General features: G+C 36.9%; 16 protein-coding genes, 1 tRNA gene and 2 rRNA genes (1 of these 19 only partly in view). 16 read left to right on the top strand and 3 right to left on the bottom strand.

What is annotated here, in order from left to right:
* Positions 1 to 13: 13 nt before the first annotated feature.
* Complete coding sequence (rnhC, locus tag E4Z98_RS06685) at positions 14 to 940, bottom strand: ribonuclease HIII (RefSeq protein WP_135254618.1); 927 nt, start codon at positions 938 to 940, stop codon at positions 14 to 16.
* Between the two features lie 167 nt (positions 941 to 1,107).
* Between rnhC and zapA the strand changes: the two genes are divergently transcribed.
* The 10 genes from zapA to E4Z98_RS06635 all read left to right on the top strand — a co-directional run bounded on the left by zapA (position 1,108) and on the right by E4Z98_RS06635 (position 10,048).
* On the top strand, positions 1,108 to 1,569 hold the full coding sequence (gene zapA / locus E4Z98_RS06680; protein WP_135254619.1) for a cell division protein ZapA: 462 nt from the start codon (positions 1,108 to 1,110) through the stop codon (positions 1,567 to 1,569).
* Position 1,570: 1 nt separating this feature from the next.
* Entirely contained in the window at positions 1,571 to 2,113 is a 543-nt protein-coding gene (locus E4Z98_RS06675) for a CvpA family protein (RefSeq protein ID WP_135254620.1), read from the top strand.
* 62 nt (positions 2,114 to 2,175) lie between these two features.
* Entirely contained in the window at positions 2,176 to 4,548 is a 2,373-nt protein-coding gene (locus E4Z98_RS06670; protein WP_135254621.1) for an endonuclease MutS2, read from the top strand.
* An 88-nt stretch (positions 4,549 to 4,636) separates the two neighbouring features.
* Positions 4,637 to 4,948 (top strand): thioredoxin, encoded by a 312-nt coding sequence (trxA, locus tag E4Z98_RS06665; protein ID WP_135254622.1) that lies wholly within the window; start codon positions 4,637 to 4,639, stop codon positions 4,946 to 4,948.
* A 169-nt stretch (positions 4,949 to 5,117) separates the two neighbouring features.
* Positions 5,118 to 5,573 (top strand): Dps family protein, encoded by a 456-nt coding sequence (locus E4Z98_RS06660; RefSeq protein WP_135254623.1) that lies wholly within the window; start codon positions 5,118 to 5,120, stop codon positions 5,571 to 5,573.
* A gap of 125 nt (positions 5,574 to 5,698) precedes the next feature.
* Complete coding sequence (locus E4Z98_RS06655) at positions 5,699 to 6,454, top strand: tyrosine-protein phosphatase (protein ID WP_167790924.1); 756 nt, start codon at positions 5,699 to 5,701, stop codon at positions 6,452 to 6,454.
* A 30-nt stretch (positions 6,455 to 6,484) separates the two neighbouring features.
* Positions 6,485 to 7,843, top strand: a complete 1,359-nt coding sequence (locus tag E4Z98_RS06650) for a bifunctional metallophosphatase/5'-nucleotidase (RefSeq protein WP_241856754.1) — start codon at positions 6,485 to 6,487, stop codon at positions 7,841 to 7,843.
* A gap of 19 nt (positions 7,844 to 7,862) precedes the next feature.
* Entirely contained in the window at positions 7,863 to 8,636 is a 774-nt protein-coding gene (locus E4Z98_RS06645; protein WP_135254626.1) for a YutD family protein, read from the top strand.
* A gap of 7 nt (positions 8,637 to 8,643) precedes the next feature.
* Positions 8,644 to 9,432: a TIGR01457 family HAD-type hydrolase gene (locus E4Z98_RS06640; RefSeq protein ID WP_425330213.1), complete on the top strand. Its 789-nt coding sequence runs from the start codon at positions 8,644 to 8,646 to the stop codon at positions 9,430 to 9,432.
* Positions 9,407 to 10,048: a TIGR01906 family membrane protein gene (locus tag E4Z98_RS06635; RefSeq protein WP_135254627.1), complete on the top strand. Its 642-nt coding sequence runs from the start codon at positions 9,407 to 9,409 to the stop codon at positions 10,046 to 10,048. The genes E4Z98_RS06640 and E4Z98_RS06635 overlap by 26 nt, the downstream gene beginning before the upstream one ends.
* Here the strand turns inward: E4Z98_RS06635 and E4Z98_RS06630 are convergent.
* Both E4Z98_RS06630 and E4Z98_RS06625 read right to left on the bottom strand, forming a co-directional pair.
* On the bottom strand, positions 10,045 to 10,590 hold the full coding sequence (locus E4Z98_RS06630; RefSeq protein WP_135254639.1) for a phosphatidylglycerophosphatase A family protein: 546 nt from the start codon (positions 10,588 to 10,590) through the stop codon (positions 10,045 to 10,047). The two genes, E4Z98_RS06635 and E4Z98_RS06630, sit on opposite strands and share 4 nt — an antisense overlap.
* A 57-nt stretch (positions 10,591 to 10,647) precedes the next feature.
* A complete protein-coding gene (locus E4Z98_RS06625) occupies positions 10,648 to 11,643 on the bottom strand; it encodes an NAD(P)/FAD-dependent oxidoreductase (protein ID WP_135254628.1) in 996 nt (331 codons plus the stop codon).
* Positions 11,644 to 11,796: 153 nt separating this feature from the next.
* Here E4Z98_RS06625 and E4Z98_RS06620 point away from each other — a divergent pair, with 153 nt between their 5' ends.
* From E4Z98_RS06620 to E4Z98_RS06595, 6 genes are all read left to right on the top strand, one after another.
* Positions 11,797 to 12,378 carry a peptidylprolyl isomerase gene (locus E4Z98_RS06620; protein ID WP_135254629.1) on the top strand — a complete coding sequence of 194 codons (582 nt, stop codon included), beginning with the start codon at positions 11,797 to 11,799 and terminating at the stop codon, positions 12,376 to 12,378.
* A 25-nt stretch (positions 12,379 to 12,403) separates the two neighbouring features.
* The gene (locus E4Z98_RS06615; protein ID WP_135254630.1) at positions 12,404 to 12,775 is read left to right on the top strand and encodes a CvfD/Ygs/GSP13 family RNA-binding post-transcriptional regulator; all 372 of its coding nucleotides are present in this window, start codon (positions 12,404 to 12,406) and stop codon (positions 12,773 to 12,775) included.
* A gap of 90 nt (positions 12,776 to 12,865) precedes the next feature.
* Complete coding sequence (locus E4Z98_RS06610) at positions 12,866 to 13,231, top strand: hypothetical protein (RefSeq protein ID WP_135254631.1); 366 nt, start codon at positions 12,866 to 12,868, stop codon at positions 13,229 to 13,231.
* Between the two features lie 376 nt (positions 13,232 to 13,607).
* Positions 13,608 to 15,167: ribosomal RNA gene (locus tag E4Z98_RS06605) — 16S ribosomal RNA — on the top strand.
* A gap of 75 nt (positions 15,168 to 15,242) precedes the next feature.
* Positions 15,243 to 15,315 (top strand) — tRNA-Ala (locus tag E4Z98_RS06600).
* 188 nt (positions 15,316 to 15,503) lie between these two features.
* Positions 15,504 to 16,077 (top strand): 23S ribosomal RNA (locus tag E4Z98_RS06595); it runs 2,343 nt beyond the window's last position.
* The 16S and 23S rRNA genes sit together here with 1 tRNA gene alongside, the layout of an rRNA operon.

Below are 16,077 nucleotides of genomic sequence, written 5' to 3'. Positions count from 1 at the left end.
AAAAAAGTCTGGTTTATTTAATTAATTTTTTTGCTTTTTCAGTGTTGGCAAAGTGAAGTTTTGCGTATTGGCGTAATAAGGGTAGCCCGCCGCGTTTCAAAATTTTCGCTGCTGCTAAATCAGAAGCTTTTCCAGCTCCAGAAGGTACGGTAAAGCCTAGTTCTTTACTTGCTTTTGCTAATTCATTTAAAAAACTAGCACGACAGATAATAGAAGCAGCGGCAACAGATAAATGATATTGTTCGCCTTTTGTTGTAAAGTAAAGGTTATCCTGAACTTGATTTTTTTCCTGACTTAAATACTTGCGATAATTGCCTTCAGGAGTGAATTGGTCAATCAGTATGCCTTGAGGTTGTTCAGGTGCAATTTTTTTTAATAACAGATAGATGGCTTGATTATGTAATGCGACTTTCATTCGATTAACATTGTATGTCGGTTGAATATCGTTATATTTGCTTGGTGTGACAATGAGTTCTTGGTATGGAATGACATGCTTGATATCTTCGGCAATTCGAATGATATCACTATCTTTTAACATTTTTGAGTCTTTAACCCCTAATTCTTTAAGCAACGGCATGTGTTCTTTTTTTACATAAGTCGCACAAACTACAACGGGCCCTAAATAGCTACCATTTCCTACTTCATCACTGCCTACAACATTCCATGTAGCAAAGTCTTTTGGTAAATACCCGCTAGAATTTTTTTTATTAATAGAAGAGTTCTTTTGAGTGGCACTGCCGTTATACCAACGAGCACCTTCCGTCTCGGCGTTATTACCTTGGAAGAGAACAGTTCCTGATTGATAGGCAGTAATCGTCACACCTGGTGCTTTGGCAACAAATTGTGCATGAGCGGGCGCTTTCGGTTGAATAAACGCTTGGTAATAGTCTTTAATGGCTTGCATCTGGGAAGCTGATTGATTTTTTAGTGAATAGCTCATATGATTCCTCGATTTCTTTTTCTTTAATCGTAACGAAAAAAATGCTAGAAGACAAATACTTTCTTTTGATTCCAATGAATAGCGTTTGTAAATGAAAGAGAACTATTTTATAATGGATGGAAGAGATAATGTCTATTAAATGAAATACTGAAAGGAGTTTAGGCTGAATGAATAAAACACGTTATAAAGCAGAGATTAATGGTGAATATTATACAATAGTTGGAACTGAGACCAAAGCCCATATGGATGCGGTTGTTGGACTTGCTAATTACCAGATGAAGCAGATATTAGAACATTCACCAGACACATCGCTTGATAAAGCTGCGATATTATTAGCAATCAATGTCCTTTCAGATCAATTACATCTACAAGAAAAATGTAATAACTTAGCAACGGAAATGACGAACTTAACTCAAAATAAAGAGTGTATGAAAGATTTGGAAGAAGCGCTTGAACAGATTGACGAGTTGGAAAGACGACTAGCTCGTTTTGAAATTTATGATAAAAAAGCAAGAGATATTGTGGCGTCTGAGAATTTAACTTACGAGGATTTATCGTTAGCAGAAATTCAGGAGTTAATTAATAAACACAATCTTGAAAAAATACAACAAGAAAGTGAATGGGACTAGTATGTTATCGTTTTTTCTATTAATAATTATCGGCTTTGCTGCGTTTCGTGGCGTTCGTCGTGGGTTAGCTTATCAGGCAGTTCTTACCATCGGTTATTTAACGGTTTTTACAGTTGCAAGTAAGCAATATGTCAAGTTGATAGATAGCTTGGAGTTATTGGTTCCCTATCCACAACCAAGCTTAGATTCTAAATTATTGTATTATTCAGGCGAGCAATTATTTAATTTGGATCACTATTTTTATGCAGGCGTCTCATTCCTTATTATCATGCTGTTGGGATGGGCACTTGTGAGATTTATCGGGTTCTTTTTTTATGAATTAATATTTATAGATGTGTTTCATCATGTTGGGAAAATACTTGGGGGTATATTAGCCGTGTTGGTGACGTTAGTTACTCTAAGTTGTCTATTGAATCTGTTAGCGATGGTCCCTCTTGGGTTCATTCAACAAATGATTGATCAAAGCCCACTATCAAAAATAATTATTGAAAAGATTCCTTATTTTTCTAATAAAATTATCGAACTATGGACACATGTTGCCTAGTGGATGTTAAGCTGGACGGTTACGTTCAGCTTTTTCTAAAGTAAAGATTGGAAGTGAATGAAGTGAATAAGAAAATTCTAAGTGTGTTAGAATTTGATAAAATAAAAGTACAAATTAGTCGTTATACAACCACTGCTTTTGGAGAAGAGGCGGTAAAAAGCTTAGAACCCAAAATGGAATCACAAGTAGTGAAGAAATTATTAGATGAAACAGAAGATGGGATGACGATTTATCGAATGAAAGGTGGCATACCTGTCCCTAATTTACAAGATATACGGCCTCATTTAAAAAGATTAGAAATTGGTGCGTTATTAAATGGTTTAGAAATCGCCCAAATTGGAAAAGTGCTATATACCACGTCGGAATTAGTAAGATTTTTTGAAGAATTAGCGACCAGTGAATTATCGTTAAAACGTGTCTATGAGTTAGCCGAAAAATTAGAAAGTATTCCTAGTTTATCAGGTAAAATTAGAGCTGCTATTGAGGAAGATGGTCGCGTAACAGATGAAGCTTCACCAGAGTTAAGAACGATTCGTCACCAAATTCGTCGCTCGGAGATGAGTGTTAAAGAGCAATTGGACGGGTTGATTCGTGGGAAAAACGCTAAATATTTAAGTGACGCGATTATTACAATGCGTAATGATCGATATGTTATTCCCGTTAAGAGTGAGTATCGAAGCGTTTTTGGAGGTGTTGTTCATGATCAAAGTGCTTCTGGACAAACTATTTTTGTGGAGCCTAAGCAAGTTGTTGAACTAAACAACCGTTTAAGACAACAACAAATTGCGGAACGTCATGAAATAGAGCGTATTTTAGCAGAATTATCAAATGAAATCGAACCATATCGCTTAGAAATAATGCAAAATGCTTATGTCATTGGTCAATTAGATTTTATTAATGCAAAAGCAACGTTTGCTAAAGAAGTCACAGCAACGATTCCTAGAATCAGTGATGAAAGACATGTGGAATTAAAACAAGCAAGACATCCGTTTATTCCTAAAGAAGTTGCTGTTGCTAACGATATCGTAATAGGAAATGAGTATAAAACGATTGTTATTACAGGCCCCAATACAGGTGGTAAAACAATTACGCTAAAAACCCTAGGGCTATTACAGTTAATGGCACAATCAGGATTACCAATTACTGCAGGTGAAGAAAGTACGGTTGGGATATTTAAAGAAATTTTTGCTGATATAGGTGATGAACAATCAATTGAACAAAATTTAAGTACCTTTTCTTCGCATATGACCAATATAGTATCAATTATTGACAAGATTGATCAAGATTCATTAGTTTTATTTGATGAATTAGGGGCAGGAACAGATCCTCAAGAAGGAGCAGCGTTAGCTATTTCGTTACTAGATACTGTAGCGGCTTCAGGAGCGTATGTTGTAGCAACGACCCATTATCCTGAATTAAAAGTTTACGGATACAATCGTCCAAGCACGATTAACGCAAGTATGGAATTTGATGTCGATTCGTTAAGCCCTACTTACAAATTATTAATCGGTGTGCCAGGTCGTAGTAATGCCTTTGAAATTTCACGACGATTAGGACTAGATGATAGTATTATTAATGTGGCCCAACAATTAGTAGATGGTGAAAGCCAAGACCTGAATGAAATGATTGCGGATTTAGAGCTACGTCGTAACATGGCAGAAACAGAATACCTAGAAGTTCGTGAACAAGTAGAAGCCTCTGAAAAATTATTAGGGGATTTGAAAAATGCGTACGGTTATTTCTTTGAAGAACGTGAAAAAGAAATGTTAAAAGCTAAACAAGCGGCTAACCAAATTATTGAAGAAGCCAAAGAAGAATCTGACAAAATTGTTAGAGAAATTCGTAAAAAGCAACAACATCTTGGCACATCGCATGTTAAAGAACACGAATTGATTCAAGTGCAAAAAGACTTAGGTGATCTGTCACACGAAGATGCCCATTTGAAAAAGAACAAAGTCTTACAAAAAGTAAAAGAAGCCCAAGTATTAAAACCAGGGGATGACGTCATGGTAGAGTCTTATGGCCAACGTGGCACGTTAATCTCAACCAATGGAAAAGGGCAATGGCAAGTGCAACTAGGTATTTTAAAAATGAATTTACCTGAAAGTGATTTAACGAAAGTCAAACCAGAAAAAACAGTTCAACGCGATATTGTACGTGTTAAAAATTCTGAGGGCGGTTCTCGTAAACGTGTTGAAAGTCAATTAGACCTTCGAGGTATGCGTTATGATGATGCCGTACATGAATTAAGTATGTATTTAGATGAAGCGTTAATGTCGGGTTATTCTTCTGTCATCATCGTTCATGGTAAAGGAACAGGTGCTATTCGTAATGCCGTAACGGACTACTTAAAAGCTCATCGTAGTGTCAAAAGCTTTGGCTTGGCACCACAAAATATGGGTGGAACGGGTGCAACCGTTGTGGAATTTAAATGATTAATAAAATATTCACAATTCAAATTATTTTAAAAAAAAGGTTGCTTTGATATAATAAGGGCAATCACAGTAGTAGGAGGAATAGTAAATGGCAATGGAATTAACAGATGCTTTATTTGCAGACGAAACAAAAGAAGGATTAGTATTGGTTGATTTTTGGGCACCTTGGTGTGGACCTTGTCGTATTCAAGGACCAATTATTGATGAATTAGCTGAAGAATTAGAAGGCCAAGTAAAAATTTACAAAATGGATGTAGACGAAAACCCTGAGGTCCCTTCTTCATTTGGGATCATGAGCATTCCTACTTTACTTGTAAAAAAAGATGATCAAGTCGTTGAAAAATTAATTGGTGTTCATCGTAAAGAACAATTACAAGAAGTTTTAGCAAAATATATGTAAAATCATTTAGCTAGTTGAAAGGCTGTGGAGATAATTCCTCACAGCCTTTTTAATTTTTTATAAAATGTAAAGGCTTTTAATTGTAATTATTATAAATAAGGTGTTAAAATAAAGGAGTAAGAGATTTCAGATTATAATGATTATATAAAAGGATGGAGGCTATTAATAAATGAAGAGAGAACAAGTATTAAATCAAGCAGTCGCTGACTTAAGTCAATTTGCAACAGTTATACACCAAACACATTGGTACATGAGAGGAAATGGCTTCTTAACCATGCATCCTAAAATGGATGAATTGATGGATGAAGTAAATGAGTGGTTAGATGAAATTGCGGAACGTTTAATTATTATTGGTGGTTCACCTTACTCAACATTAAAAGAATTTGCTGAACACACTAAAATTAGTGACGAAATTGGTTCATATGATAAATTGATGACTGATCATGTCGAAACCGTCTTAAGTGGTTATCGCTATTTACAAGGTTTAGCTGAAGAAGGAATCGAGGCAGCTGATGATGAAGATGATGCAGTAACAGAAGATATCTTTATTGGCATTAAAGCAGCTGTTGAAAAGAAAATCTGGATGTTAAGTGCCCAATTAGGACGCGCACCGGAGATTAAGTAATTAACTTTTAGAGAGATGACAACAGTCATCTCTCTTTATTTTGTTTGAATGAAAAGATGCAATGGGTTAACGATTGTATGCTATAATAAATTCATATTGACGGGATGTTTAGGAGGAATTATTTGATGTTAGAATCATTAACGAATTTTAGAGATATCGGTGGTTACCGAGGATTAGACAATAAAAAAGTAACACAACACCTTATGTATAGAAGTGGTGAGATTAACCATCTAACAAAAGAAGATCACCAAGCTTTTCTAGAAGATTACCATATTCAAACTATTTTCGATTTTAGAAGTACATCAGAACGAGAAGAACGTCCAAATGAATTATTTGACGGAGTTACAACAGTTGCCATTGATATTTTAAAAGGAATGGAACAATCTGTTGGCATGGCTGACTTAAAAGAAGAAGCTAGTCAAAAACATCCAGATGAGTATATGTTAGACATCTATCGTGCCTTTATCACAGAACCTTCTGCTCGAGAAGGGTATAAAGAGTTCTTAGAAACAGTTGCTACATTAGATACGCCGTTTATTTTCCACTGCTTTGCTGGAAAAGACCGTACAGGATTTGGAGCGGCCTTAATTCTTGCCCTGTTAGGAGTATCAGAATTAGATATCTATCATGATTACTTATTAACCAATAAATTAAGAAAAAAAGCGAATAATAAATTGATTGAAACAATGGCACGTGAAGGTATGCCAAAAGAACAACTGGAAATGTTTCGTATTATGATGGAAGTTAAATATGAGTATTTGGCTGAAAGTTTTGCTCAAATTAAAGAACATTTTGGCACAGTTGAGCAATATGTCTTAGAAGGTATAGGTGTTGATGCAGCAACTATTTCACAAATTAGAAATAAATATTTAGAAGATTAAATACTATTAGGAGGGATTTCTTTGGAACGCGTGACTATTTTACATACGAATGACCTCCATTCTCATTTTGAAAACTGGCCTAAAATTAGACGCTTTTTACAACAAAAACAAACGTATGCTAGTGAGCACTATCCTGTAGTGACAGTTGATTTAGGTGACTTTTGTGATCGTGTTCATCCATTAACTGAAGCAACTAATGGCAAAGAAAATATAGCGCTGATGAATCAGGTGACGTATGATGCGGTAACGATAGGTAACAATGAAGGAATTGGTAATACAAAAGAACAATTAGATAATTTGTATCAAGAAGCTAATTTCCCAGTAGTTGTCAGTAACTTATCTAGTCTTGATCAACAGGCGTCTACATGGTGCAAAAATTTTACTATTCATGAAACACCTAGCGGAACTAGAATAGGGGTCATTGGTTTAACCGCCCCTTTTCCTTTTAGTTATGAACCTCTAGGATGGCAAGTGAGTTTTCCAGATGAGGTTTTACCGCCATTACTTGATGAATTAGAACCACAAACAGATGTTATTGTTCTATTATCACATCTTGGTTATTTAGATGATGAACATATTGCAATCCATTATCCTCAGATAGATGTGATCATAGGGTCTCACACACATCATTTATATGAAGAGGGCAAGTTAATTGGCGATACGCTACTTGCTGCAGCGGGAAAATTTGGTCAATACGTTGGAGAAATTGTGATAGAGCTATCGGATCAGCACCAAATAGTCTCAAAAAAGGCTATTACACATCCAACTAAATTATTTGTTGAACAGCTTCAGGATCAAGAAGAAATAAAAGCGTACGAGATAAGAGGACATCAGTTATTAAGTGAACAAACGATAGGTCACTTGCCAGTGAGTTGGGAAACAGATGCTTATTCAGAACATAGCTATATCCATTATGCACTAGAGGCTATGGCTGATTTTTCTCAGGCAGATGCCTATTTGTTAAGTACTGGTTTATTTTTAGGTGGCTTGTCTAAAGGGATAGTTAGTCGCGATGACTTGCACCGAACATTACCGCATCCGATGCATATGATTAGGGTTACCTTAAGAGGCAAGGATTTAATTGACGTACTAACAGAGATGGAAAGTCAACATGATTATCTATTAGACTATCCTATTATTGGTATGGGATTCAGAGGGAAAGTGTTTGGTGAATTAAAAGCAAAGCATATTCAAAAAGTAGAGAATGAATTTTTTATTCAACATCAATCAATTGATCAAACACAAGAGTATCAATTAATTATGATGGATCATTACTCGTTTATTAAATTTTTCCCTAAATTAACCGCACTTGGAAAAATAGAGTCACTGTGTCCGTCTTTATTACGCAATGTGGTAGCAAAATATATTAATAAGACATTTAAACTTTGATAAATAAGAAGGTGAATATATGGAAGAATCAGAAAAAAAAGAAGAAGTGTTAGTCAATGAATCAGCATCGTCAACAGAAGAGGGGATGCTAACAACGGATGCACCAATGACTGAAACGATAGAAGAGATGGTGGATATTCAAGAAGAGTTAATAGAAGAAATTCCCCGTATTAGAATGATTAGTCATGATCGTTTGCTAATTGACGAGCGTGAATACAAATTATTAATGAACTATGAAGAAGGATTTAACATTGAACAACTCAATGAACGCTACAGTGATGTGTTAGATAAATATGATTATATTGTAGGGGACATTGGATTTGAACAGTTACGCTTAAAAGGGTTCTTTGAGGATTACCGTAAAAAAGTAGGTTACGACCAAAAAATTGGAACATTAGAAGACTACTTGTATGAATATTGTAATTTTGGTTGTGCTTATTTTGTCATTGAACGACTTGAAAAACTTGATGATAAGTTAATCAACACGATTCCCGCGCATACAAAAGAAAAACGTGGCAAAGTGAAAGATGTGAAGCAACAAGTTAAAAACAATAAAAATAATACAACTATTAAAAATAAGCAGACTAATAATAGAAATAGTAATCGGCCAAAAAACAAGAAAAATAATCAACGTAACAATAAATCAACGACAGTTGGTAAAGACAAAATAGCTAATCCTAAAAATAAAAAAACATCTAATAATCCAACTAAACCAAAAGCAACTAATCAAAAAAAGAATAATCAGACTGGCAAGCGTGACTTTGTAATTCGCCAGAAAGATGACAAGAAATAGGTGGATTATGTATAAAGGTTATTTATTAGACCTAGATGGAACTATTTATAAAGGAAAAGAACCTATTGAAGGAGCAAAAGAATTTATCGAGCAACTTCAAGAACGAAACATTCCTTATTTGTTTGTTACTAACAATACGACTAAAACACCTCGTGATGTACAAACTAATCTATCACAACATTTTGATATTCATGTAAAAGAAGAGACTATCTACACTGCAACATTAGCTACGGCAGATTATCTGAACTCTTTAAATAAAGGTAATCGTGTGTATGTTATCGGCGAGTCGGGATTAGTGGATGGTTTGTTGTCGTCAGGTTTTATTTGGGATGAAGAGCATCCAGATTTTGTTGTGGTAGGTTTAGATAAAAAATTAAACTATCAAAAATTAGTAACTGCTACTTTAGCCATTCAAAATGGGGCGATGTTTATTGGCACTAACCCAGATAAAAATATTCCAACAGAACAAGGCCTACTACCTGGTGCAGGTTCAATCATAGCTTCCTTAATATCAAGTACCAATCAGCAACCTATCATCATTGGGAAACCTTCTTCAGTCATTATGCAAGGAGCTATTGAGCGTATGGGATTAGAAAAGTCTGACGTTATCATGGTGGGCGATAATTATGAAACAGATATTCAAGCAGGGATTCATAATCAAATTGATACATTATTAGTTTTGACAGGCTTCACTCAAAAAGATGATGTGTCTTCATTACCTATAGCACCAACGTATACACTAAATAATTTAAGTGAGTGGGGCGGTTGGAATGCAATTAATGACACTAAAAAATAAGGGACAGTTTCTTTTGCTAGTTTTGTTTATTCTTACGCTAGCTATTACGTTAACAATCAATGCCTATCCACTTTATTCATGGGATATTAGCTACTTATCAATTGAAGATAAGACAGGATTGAGTAAAGAACGTTTACTAATCAATTATCATGAATTAATGAAATATCTTAATCATCCCTTGATTAATGAATTAAAAATGAGTGACTTTCCTGTATCAGAATCAGGTGCATTTCATTTCTATGAAGTGAAACGGTTGTTTTTAATCAATTATGTCCTAATGTTTATTACCGGTATACCAGCTGTTAGCTTCGTCAGCTCTTTATGGAAAAGTGGCAGACTATGGTTAATAAAACATGCATTGGCTTTTACGGCCTTAGTGCCAATTATTTTAGTTTTTTTCTTATTAGTAGCATTTGACCAAGTGTTCGTTGCGTTTCATCACTTAATGTTTAATAATGACGCTTGGTTATTTGATCCACAAACAGATCCAGTGATTATTGCCTTACCAGAACAATATTTTCTACATTGTTTTACTTTAGCCGTCTTATTATTTGAAGGATTTGTTCTTTTTTTATTGATTAAAAGTAAACAGCAATTAAAAAAACTACGAACTTAAATTAGTTCGTAGTTTTTTTTGTCGCCATTTTCATGGGCTAGTCGGCTTGCTGCTGCCGCCGCAATCGCCCCAACAATATCATCTAAAAACGTATGGACATTGACGCCATCGTGTGAATTCAGTTTTGCAAGAATACCAGGCTTTACTTTATCAATATAGCCATAGTTAGTAAAACCAATTGACCCGTAAACATTCACGATTGAAAGTGCTAGAATTTCATCAATACCATATAAGCCTTCATCTTCACCGACAATTTGTTGAAGTGGCTCAATCATACCACCTTTTTCAGCTAATAAATCTAATTGAATACCAGTCAAAATAGTATTTTGAACCTCACGTTTTTTTAGCACAGCTTCAATGTGCATAAGACACAATTCTAATGTAAGGTTTTCGACATAAGGTGCTTGTAAAAAATATACTAATTCAGCGATATCATCCATTGTAACACCACGCTCAGCCAGTAACTCACGTGCTTTTTTTTCTAAAACATTAATGTCTGTTGTCAAAAAATTGTCCTCCTGATTAGTTAATATGTTAATCATAGCGGTTCTATCTAACAAAATCAAATCTTCTAATAGATGAGTTGTTTTAAAGAATCCTTATTCTTTGAATAAACTAGTGCTATGCCCTGGTTGGACACGTTGTTCCGGGTGAGCAAAATGTAGCGCGTTATTAACAGCAGTAGGCGCTTCGCCTAATCCAGTCGCAATTAATTCTACTTTTCCTGGATACCAACAAATATCTCCAGCAGCAAAGATACCAGGAATACTCGTACTCATGTTGCTAGAAACACTAATTTGTTTCCCTTTAAGTGCTAATGCCCAATTCTTTATAGGACCAATTGAGGATTTAAAGCCGAAATTGACGATTAAATGATCGGTTTCAATTGTTTCGCTAATACCTTCTTTTGGGTTAGTCAGTGTAATCTGTTTCATTTTGCCATCTTCATGGTGAAGTTGATCAACCACAAAAGGTGTTTTTAGGATTACATTAGACTGCTTTAATAAAGATACACTGTGTTCATGTCCACGGAATTCTTTACGTCGATGAACTAAAGTAACACTTTTAGCAATCGGTTCAATCATTAACGCCCAGTCGATAGCGGAATCACCGCCACCGGTAATCACTACGTCTTGGTCTGTGAATTTTTCCAAATCATTAACAAAGTAATGTAGTGAAATTTCTTCGCAATCTTCAGCCCCGTCTAATGTGACTTTTCTTGGAGAAAAGGCACCGTTACCAGCTGTAATAATAATAGTTTTGGAAAAGTATTCATGTTTGTTTGTCACGATTTTGAAACATGTTTCTTCTATTTTTTCAATCATGGTTACCGTTTCATTTAACACGTAATCATGCTCGAATCGCTTGTTCTGTTCCACGAGATTATCAATGAGTTCTTTAGCCGTGATGCTAGGGAAACCAGCGACATCATAAATGTGTTTTTCAGGGTATAGCATGGCTAGTTGTCCACCTAATTGAGGTAAACTCTCAATGACGAGTGTCTTAGCTTGACGCATACCAGCGTAAAATGCCGAAAAAAGCCCTGTTGGTCCACCACCAATAATTGTAATATCATAAATCTCTGATTGAGACATTCTATATACCTCCAAATAAAAATACTCATAAACTCCATTATTATATATAAAAATTCAAAAAATAAACATTAATTTGTTTGATAGTGTAAAGAAACTAGCAAGAAATGAATTTATAAGATACAATAGAAAAGAATATTAGATAGGAGTGATGATATGTTATTACAATTAAACTTAGAAGAAGTACAAGGTCCCGTGGCTACATTAAAAACAAACAAAGGTGATATCAAAATCAAGTTATTTGAAACAGAAGCACCTAAAACTGTTGCAAACTTTGTTGGTTTAGCTAAACAAGGTTATTATGATGGCATTATTTTCCACCGAGTAATTAAAGATTTCATGATCCAAGGTGGTGACCCAACAGGAACAGGTATGGGTGGTGAAAGTATTTATGGTGGAAGTTTTGAAGATGAATTTTCGCAAAATGTTTTCAATTTACGTGGTGCTTTATCAATGGCTAATGCTGGACCTAACACAAACGGTTCGCAATTCTTTATTGTCCAAAATGAAAACATGCCAGCACAAATGTTAGGTCAATTAAAACAAGCAGGATTTCCAGAAGAGATTGTTGAAGAATACACTAAAGGTGGAACACCTTGGTTAGATATGCGTCATACTGTATTTGGTCATGTTATTGAAGGTATGGATATTGTGGATGCTATTGCTAATGTTGCAGTTGGTGCACAAGACAAACCAGTTGAAGACGTGGTAATTGAAACTATCGAAATTTCAGAATAACCCAAAACTTAGAGGAGGGTTTATTTTGAAGTATAAAATAGGAGATGTTGTAACTGGTACAATTACTGGCTTACAACCGTATGGTGCGTTTGTATCATTAGATGCGCAAAACCAAGGCTTAATCCACATCTCTGAAATACGATATGGCTACATTAAAAATATTAAAGAAGTCGTTTCAGTTGGTGATGAAGTTCGTGTTAAAGTGATTGATATCGATGAGTTTTCACATAAAATCTCATTATCTATGAGAGCATTAGAAAGCCATCAAGCAGATGCTTTAAATAAACGAAAAAAATTCTTTACTAATCCTAAGTTAGCTATTGGATTTTCTACATTAGATTCTTCAATGGCACATTGGGTAGATGATTCACTAGATTCTTTGAAAAACAACAAATGATTTATTTCTTGAAACATGATATAATTTTATGGAAATCATTTTTGTTTCATTGAAAGTGGAATCTACTATTTAATTAAGAGGTGAAAGTTTTTGTACAATAAGATTGTAGCGGGAACCGTGATGCTTAATACTACAGAAGGAAAACAATTGTTTCTGTTGCATCAAGAGAATAATGTTTTAGATTTTGCAGTAACCAATGTATCAGAAGATAAAACAAGTTTAGCAAGTATTTTAGACTTTTTGAAAAATATGGCGAAACTTAATCTTGATCATGTAGAATTAGTAGAGTTAACAAGTATAAATATAGACAATCGCAGTGTACCTCTTTATTTGTTTGAATTGGATGGGAACAACGTATCTTATGATTTAGGCGACTCTTTTTTATGGGAAACGCCAGCTAATTTAAGAGAATTATTATCAGTAAGAGAAATAAAAGGCGATGCATTTTTAATTTAAATAAACATTTCAAAAAGAAAGTGTAGTTAGTTTCTATGCTTTCTTTTTGAAATTCAATAAAAAATGTTTAAATAGTTGACCTAATAAACTAAATATGATAATATATAAGAGTTCTAAAAAGAGAACAGATTTTTAATTAGTAATAAAAGTTAAAAAAGTTGTTGACGATGTCAACTAAATATGATAAACTTTAGAAGTTGTCACAAATGACAACAACTTTAAAAAGTAGACCTTTGAAAACTGAACAATGAATAAGACAAACCAAATGTGTAGGGTGTTTTACAAAGTGTAAAACAAAACCAACAATTTTTAAATTTTAGTGAAGTAATTCGCTAGCAAACATAAATGAGCGACATCTTCGGATGTTATCAAAACTTTTATTGAGAGTTTGATCCTGGCTCAGGACGAACGCTGGCGGCGTGCCTAATACATGCAAGTCGAACGCTTTTTCTTTCACCGGAGCTTGCTCCACCGAAAGAAAAAGAGTGGCGGACGGGTGAGTAACACGTGGGTAACTTGCCCATCAGTGGGGGATAACACTTGGAAACAGGTGCTAATACCGCATATCTCTTTTGATCGCATGATCGAATGATGAAAGACGCTTTCGGGTGTCGCTGATGGATAGACCCGCGCTGCATTAGTTAGTTGGTGAGGTAATGGCTCACCAAGACCGTGATGCATAGCCGACCTGAGAGGGTGATCGGCCACACTGGGACTGAGACACGGCCCAGACTCCTACGGGAGGCAGCAGTAGGGAATCTTCGGCAATGGACGAAAGTCTGACCGAGCAACGCCGCGTGAGTGAAGAAGGTTTTCGGATCGTAAAACTCTGTTGTTAGAGAAGAATAAGCGTGAGAGTAACTGTTCACGCCTTGACGGTATCTAACCAGAAAGCCACGGCTAACTACGTGCCAGCAGCCGCGGTAATACGTAGGTGGCAAGCGTTGTCCGGATTTATTGGGCGTAAAGCGAGCGCAGGCGGTTCTTTAAGTCTGATGTGAAAGCCCTCGGCTCAACCGAGGAAGGTCATTGGAAACTGGGGAACTTGAGTGCAGAAGAGGAGAGTGGAATTCCATGTGTAGCGGTGAAATGCGTAGATATATGGAGGAACACCAGTGGCGAAGGCGACTCTCTGGTCTGTAACTGACGCTGAGGCTCGAAAGCGTGGGGAGCAAACAGGATTAGATACCCTGGTAGTCCACGCCGTAAACGATGAGTGCTAAGTGTTGGAGGGTTTCCGCCCTTCAGTGCTGCAGCTAACGCATTAAGCACTCCGCCTGGGGAGTACGGTCGCAAGACTGAAACTCAAAGGAATTGACGGGGGCCCGCACAAGCGGTGGAGCATGTGGTTTAATTCGAAGCAACGCGAAGAACCTTACCAGGTCTTGACATCCTTTGATCATTCTAGAGATAGAACTTTCCCTTCGGGGACAAAGTAACAGGTGGTGCATGGTTGTCGTCAGCTCGTGTCGTGAGATGTTGGGTTAAGTCCCGCAACGAGCGCAACCCTTATTGTTAGTTGCCATCATTAAGTTGGGCACTCTAGCAAGACTGCCGGTGACAAACCGGAGGAAGGTGGGGATGACGTCAAATCATCATGCCCCTTATGACCTGGGCTACACACGTGCTACAATGGACAGTACAACGAGTCGCGAGACCGCGAGGTCAAGCTAATCTCTTAAAGCTGTTCTCAGTTCGGATTGTAGGCTGCAACTCGCCTACATGAAGCCGGAATCGCTAGTAATCGCGGATCAGAACGCCGCGGTGAATACGTTCCCGGGCCTTGTACACACCGCCCGTCACACCACGGGAGTTTGTAACACCCAAAGTCGGTGAGGTAACCTTCGGGAGCCAGCCGCCTAAGGTGGGATAGATAACTGGGGTGAAGTCGTAACAAGGTAGCCGTATCGGAAGGTGCGGCTGGATCACCTCCTTTCTAAGGAATATTACGGAATACACAGGTTGACTTATTCATTGCTCAGTTTTGAGAGGTTTACTCTCAAACTAAAGAGGGGCCTTAGCTCAGCTGGGAGAGCGCCTGCCTTGCACGCAGGAGGTCAGCGGTTCGATCCCGCTAGGCTCCATTGGTAACCTAGTTACCATGATTCGTTCATTGAAAACTGGATATTGAAACAAAATGTAAACAAACCGAAAACACCGCGTTGAAACGAGTTAATAAACAAAGTTCAATAGCTAAAACATAGGATTGATGGAGCTAACTATCGCTAGTTGGTAGAAATCAAGAGTCTAGCACGTAAGTGGTAGCAAATAAGGTTAAGTGAATAAGGGCGCACGGTGGATGCCTTGGCACTAGAAGACGATGAAGGACGGGACTAACTCCGATAAGCTTTGGGGAGCTGTACGTAAGCTATGATCCAGAGATTTCCGAATGGGGCAACCCAGCAGCTTTAATAGGCTGTTACTCCTAACTGAATACATAGGTTAGCGAGGGTGAGACGCAGAGAACTGAAACATCTAAGTACCTGCAGGAAGAGAAAGAAAAATCGATTTCCTTAGTAGCGGCGAGCGAAACGGAAACAGCCCAAACCAACAAGCTTGCTTGTTGGGGTTGTAGGACTCAGCTGTGGTAGCTGTGAGTAGTAGTTGAATTGACTTGGAAAGGTCAGCCAAAGAGGGTGAAAGCCCCGTAAACGAAACTAGTCACACACCTATGAGTATCCTGAGTACGGCGGAACACGTGAAATTCCGTCGGAATCCGGGAGGACCATCTCCCAAGGCTAAATACTCTCTAGTGACCGATAGTGAACCAGTACCGTGAGGGAAAGGTGAAAAGCACCCCGGGAGGGGAGTGAAATAGAACCTGAAACCGTGTGCCTACAACAAGT

The organism is Vagococcus xieshaowenii, assembly GCF_004792515.1.
Classification (GTDB): domain Bacteria; phylum Bacillota; class Bacilli; order Lactobacillales; family Vagococcaceae; genus Vagococcus_A; species Vagococcus_A xieshaowenii.
Note: the sequence above shows the minus strand (reverse complement) of the source record. Positions and strands in the feature narration are given on the sequence as shown.

Excerpts from the sequence above, each read along its gene's own strand:
- rnhC (WP_135254618.1), bottom strand. The coding sequence starts at position 940 with ATGAGCTATTCACTAAAAAATCAATCAGCTTCCCAGATGCAAGCCATT.
- zapA (WP_135254619.1), top strand. The coding sequence starts at position 1,108 with ATGAATAAAACACGTTATAAAGCAGAGATTAATGGTGAATATTATACA.
- E4Z98_RS06675 (WP_135254620.1), top strand. The coding sequence starts at position 1,571 with ATGTTATCGTTTTTTCTATTAATAATTATCGGCTTTGCTGCGTTTCGT.
- trxA (WP_135254622.1), top strand. The coding sequence starts at position 4,637 with ATGGCAATGGAATTAACAGATGCTTTATTTGCAGACGAAACAAAAGAA.
- E4Z98_RS06660 (WP_135254623.1), top strand. The coding sequence starts at position 5,118 with ATGAAGAGAGAACAAGTATTAAATCAAGCAGTCGCTGACTTAAGTCAA.
- E4Z98_RS06655 (WP_167790924.1), top strand. The coding sequence starts at position 5,699 with ATGTTAGAATCATTAACGAATTTTAGAGATATCGGTGGTTACCGAGGA.
- E4Z98_RS06645 (WP_135254626.1), top strand. The coding sequence starts at position 7,863 with ATGGAAGAATCAGAAAAAAAAGAAGAAGTGTTAGTCAATGAATCAGCA.
- E4Z98_RS06640 (WP_425330213.1), top strand. The coding sequence starts at position 8,644 with ATGTATAAAGGTTATTTATTAGACCTAGATGGAACTATTTATAAAGGA.
- E4Z98_RS06635 (WP_135254627.1), top strand. The coding sequence starts at position 9,407 with ATGCAATTAATGACACTAAAAAATAAGGGACAGTTTCTTTTGCTAGTT.
- E4Z98_RS06630 (WP_135254639.1), bottom strand. The coding sequence starts at position 10,590 with ATGATTAACATATTAACTAATCAGGAGGACAATTTTTTGACAACAGAC.
- E4Z98_RS06625 (WP_135254628.1), bottom strand. The coding sequence starts at position 11,643 with ATGTCTCAATCAGAGATTTATGATATTACAATTATTGGTGGTGGACCA.
- E4Z98_RS06620 (WP_135254629.1), top strand. The coding sequence starts at position 11,797 with ATGTTATTACAATTAAACTTAGAAGAAGTACAAGGTCCCGTGGCTACA.